This is a genomic window from Campylobacter sp. BCW_6466 (assembly GCF_001762835.1).
Lineage (GTDB): Bacteria > Campylobacterota > Campylobacteria > Campylobacterales > Campylobacteraceae > Campylobacter_D > Campylobacter_D jejuni.
This window is the reverse complement of sequence record NZ_MJXO01000022.1, coordinates 1-4,385: the sequence shown is the minus strand read 5'-3', so window position 1 is coordinate 4,385 and position 4,385 is coordinate 1. Positions and strand designations below refer to the sequence as shown.

Here is a 4,385-nt window from a genome sequence, read left to right as displayed (position 1 = left end):
TCATGAGAGTTTTTAGCCACTCTTACTTTATTATCTACTCCTACATTTAAGGTATTGCTTAATCCTACTATGGTATCTTTAGATAAGCCTACATTAGTTAAGTATTCTCCTCCTATATTGACATTTTTAGCTAAGTCTATGGTTTGAGTATGAATCTTTTTAATCCTTTCATTATAAATTCCATCCACTATAGAATCTTTATCATTTAAAATTCTTTGAGTGAAATTATGCTGGACTAATTCATCATAATCCTTTTGGGCTTTTAAATAAATTTGTTCTTTGTCTTTTATATTTGAGAGGGTAAGTTCAATGGCTTTGTTTTGTATAGTTTAAATCTTTAGTTATTTTAACACTAAATGCGTTATTCCTTGTGTTGTTTTAAAAGCAGGTTTATTAAAATAAGCAAATAAGATTAATTGATATTTTTCATTCATATTATAAAGTTTATTCCTATCATCTTGTGAAAGCATAGAAGTATTAAAGGTTATATCATTTCCTTGAAGATTTTCTAAAATTTTAATTTTAGATTGATTGCATTCTAATTCCTCTTCTTTTTTTACACAATATGCCCATTTAATTGTCTCATCGAAGAAAAATTTCTCCTCATTATTTAAGTAGGCTCTAATAAAAATAGTTTCATTGTAAGGGATTTTATCAGTAGTATTTTGCTGTTCTTTGTCTTTATAAGCTTGCATACCTGTGATATATAAATCCTTTCTTGAATTTTTGATTTGTTTTTCATATCCATTTGCCTCGGCATCTAAATAAAGATTTTCTCCAAAATCTTGCATGCTTACTTTATTTGTAAAAGTATAGCTTCCACCTTTCTTATCTGCAGAACTTAAAGAGACTATTGTCACATTTCCAATTTTATGTATTTGACTTGTACTAAAGCCTTCTAAGGCTTTTGTAGCTATAATACATTTTGTAGCTCTTTTAAAAAAAGAAGAGTTTTCATCTAAAATTAAATCAATCTTGAAACTGCTCTTATAAATGCCTTCTTGATACTCTAACTTTAAACTTTCATAAATCCTTCTATTCTCACAATTATGAAGAAATATTTTAGTGATGGTTTCATAATTGTTTCCATTTTCATCTAAAATCTTAAGATTATTAAGTGTTAATTCAAAATTTCCCCCTCTATGTGATAAAATCTCTTCGCTACTATACCTTTCTAGTTTTAAATAGATTTTTAGCATCTTTGAAGCTTTATCTTGTAAAATTTTAAATTGATTTTCTTTAGCAAAACTGTATAATTCTATAGCATTTTCTTCATTACCAGCAAGAGCAACTTTTAAAATTCCATCGTTTTTATTAATAAAATATGATATATTGTTTTTTACTGTTTTAAAGTATATTTCATCTTCTTTTTTTAAAATAAGTTCTTCTTGGGTGCTACAAGAAAAAGCTTGTGGATTAATTGCTTGTTGTTCTTCTTGTGTTGGATCATATTTTAAATACATTAGCTCACATTGATCTTCTATCAATTTAGAACAATCTATTTTTGCTTTTGCTCCTATAAGTAAAGTAATAAAAGTATTTTTAGGTTGTTTTATTTGTATAATAGATGGAGTGGGATTTGGATAGAGTATAAGAATATTATGGGGTGTATTTGCTTCTAGTTTTTCAAACTTTTGTCTTAAAGTTTTATTAAGCAAGGCAACATTATCCAATTTATTAGCACCTAAATTCTCACAATAATTAGCAATACAATAAATATTATCTAAGCTAAAATTTTTTTGAGTGAGGGTGTTTAGGTAATTAAGATAGGGGGAGAGAATATCAGCTATACCCTGAAATTCTTCTTTAGCAACATAAGAATAATAGTGTTTGTCTTTAGTATGATATGTATTGTATTCTCTTAAGAGATACTCTGCTTTTTTATCAACTTCTTTGCATTTCTTATAAGTTTGTATAAAAGAAAGGTAAGTGTATTTATCTGGCAGCTTCAGTCCTTGCTTGGTATTGGCTTCTCTAAAGTTAAAATTAAGATAAGAGAAAATATCAAGACTTGTTGAAAAATATTCAATATTATTATTTTGATTCTTATTGTTTAACCCAAACATTACAGATTCTTGGATTCTGCGAGAATAATAAGGGTTTTTGAATTGTCGTATATCAGCATAATAACGCACAGAAAACCACACTAAAAATCTATTCTTATCTTTAAGGGCTTTTTGAAGTAAGATGAGTCCACTCTCTGGGTTAAATCTTGCTGGACGCTGATAATAAATAGACAATAAGGGAATAAACTCTTGTGGATTGGTTAATTCTGTCTTACTAAAAGAAGTAAGATAATTTGCATTCCATTTTTGAAGTTTTTTTCTTAGATTATGCATTTTCTCAAAAGAAATGATTTTTTTAACTTCTTTTGCTTCATTATCTGCAAGCTCAAAAACCATATTTTCATCAAGTTTTTGGTTAATATTTTCAGGATTTTGATTGTAGATTTTTATATTATTTTGCAAAATAGCATTGATATCTTTTTGTAAGTTTTGTATAGTTTCTACATTGTTCTTAATTTTTTCTTGAGAGCTGTTTGCTTTAAGATTTTTTTTATTTTTGTATTCAATTATCTTATTTTTTATCTCTGCAGAAGTTTTATTGATAAGGGTTTGCACAGATTGTAATTGTTTGCCTAGTATATTAGCTAGAGTATAGACACCATCTTCCAAGTCTGTGTATTTCAAAATACTCATCTTATACATTAAAATAACATTTCGCCACCTTTCTTCCTCTATATTTACTCCTATACCAATAGTAACCACATTAACAGAATCGGTATAAACATATTGTCGCTTATCCTCTACTAATATCAACAAAGAAAGGAATTTATTGTAAAATTCCTCATAGCTTAAATTTGTTGTCTTAATTGGCATTTAGTTTCCTAATAATTTATTAAGTTTTTTATCTTTTGTAAAAGCTTGATAGAGCTTCTCATAGTATATTTTATATTTTTCTACCGCTTCATCAAATAAATCTGCATTTGCTTCATTAATCCGAACATCTACAAGAAAATAATTCCACTGCATAATATTGTAAGCCATAAAATCTATAACAATACTTTGAGTAGTGTTTTCAAAAAAATTGTTAAATAGATTATAATCGGGTAAAAACTCTATGTTCATATCATAGGCTCCATTAGAGTTTTCAATTGGGACAACAAAATCTTTCATTCTTTCATTAAAGCCCCATTTTTCTCTATTAGCTTCACTATCTATCATTTTAAAAGCTAAAGTAGCAATCGCTTCTAAATAAATTTGTTTTATGCAATAATTAGACTGACGGTCTTCTTGTTTTTTTGTCTCAAATGGTGCAACAAAATAGCATTGAAATATATTTCTATTACTCATAACAGAGTGATTAAAATATTTCAGTTTTTCTCTTGTTTTTTGCCCCTCTTTTGTATCTTTTGGGATACTCTTTAGTATTGAAAAATAGAGTTTAGAATACAATCTATCAAGTTTTTGTAACTCCCCACTTTCATCATTACAAATCATCTTTTCTACTTTTGTACTTGCTTTGCCACAATCAAAGCTAGGTTTAGCTTCTTTTGGGGATTGTGCATTAGCACCAATGCTTAACATTAAGAAAAATCCTAAAACTATTAAAAACTTTTGCATAAGAACTCCTTTAATTTATTTTACTCTGTCCTAATCTCTCCACCTCTAACCACAAGTCCATTAGAATCTATCACTACTTCTACTCCACCTGCTTTAATAATAACACAATCTCCCTTAGTAACAATTTGAGTATCACCTACTTGGTGGAGGATTTGATTGCCTGCCTTTACTTCACAATCTGTTTGAAAGTCACTATATTTAGATTCTGCAAGTTCTGTATGTTGTTTTTTAGTTTGCGTGCTTAAATTTTGTTCTGTATATATATCAATGTAATTGTTAGTTTGCATACTAAAATGTTCTTCCGTAAAGTAATTTATTCCTTTATTAACATGAAGCTCAAGTTTTCCCTCAACCACTTCCTTTTTATTTCCCTTCACATTCCTTATCTCATCCTTATGGATAATAGTGTTTTGATTTGCACCTATTTCTATATCTTTGTTTTCTCCTACATATTCATGAGAGTTTTTAGCCACTCTTACTTTATTATCTACTCCTACATTTAAGGTATTGCTTAATCCTACTATGGTATCTTTAGATAAGCCTACATTAGTTAAGTATTCTCCTCCTATATTGACATTTTTAGCTAAGTCTATGGTTTGAGTATGAATCTTTTTAATCCTTTCATTATAAATTCCATCCACTATAGAATCTTTATCATTTAAAATTCTTTGAGTGAAATTATGCTGGACTAATTCATCATAATCCTTTTGGGCTTTTAAATAAATTTGTTCTTTGTCTTTTATATTTGAGAGGGTAAGTTCA

The 4,385-nt window shown here is 28.0% G+C and carries 4 protein-coding genes; all 4 read right to left on the bottom strand.

Annotated elements, in window-relative coordinates:
* On the bottom strand, positions 1-272 hold a 272-nt coding region (locus tag AJ887_RS01500; RefSeq protein WP_410002256.1), incomplete at its 3' end, for a bacteriophage T4 gp5 trimerisation domain-containing protein.
* Positions 273-341: 69 nt separating this feature from the next.
* The gene (locus AJ887_RS01495) at positions 342-2,879 is read right to left on the bottom strand and encodes a hypothetical protein (RefSeq protein WP_070284722.1); all 2,538 of its coding nucleotides are present in this window, start codon (positions 2,877-2,879) and stop codon (positions 342-344) included.
* Positions 2,880-3,623, bottom strand: a complete 744-nt coding sequence (locus AJ887_RS01490) for a lysozyme inhibitor LprI family protein (protein WP_070284720.1) — start codon at positions 3,621-3,623, stop codon at positions 2,880-2,882.
* A gap of 20 nt (positions 3,624-3,643) precedes the next feature.
* Positions 3,644-4,385, bottom strand: a 742-nt coding sequence (locus AJ887_RS01485; RefSeq protein ID WP_410002255.1) for a bacteriophage T4 gp5 trimerisation domain-containing protein, incomplete at its 5' end; no start/stop codon positions are given.

Excerpts from the sequence above, each read along its gene's own strand:
- AJ887_RS01495 (WP_070284722.1), bottom strand. The coding sequence starts at position 2,879 with ATGCCAATTAAGACAACAAATTTAAGCTATGAGGAATTTTACAATAAA.
- AJ887_RS01490 (WP_070284720.1), bottom strand. The coding sequence starts at position 3,623 with ATGCAAAAGTTTTTAATAGTTTTAGGATTTTTCTTAATGTTAAGCATT.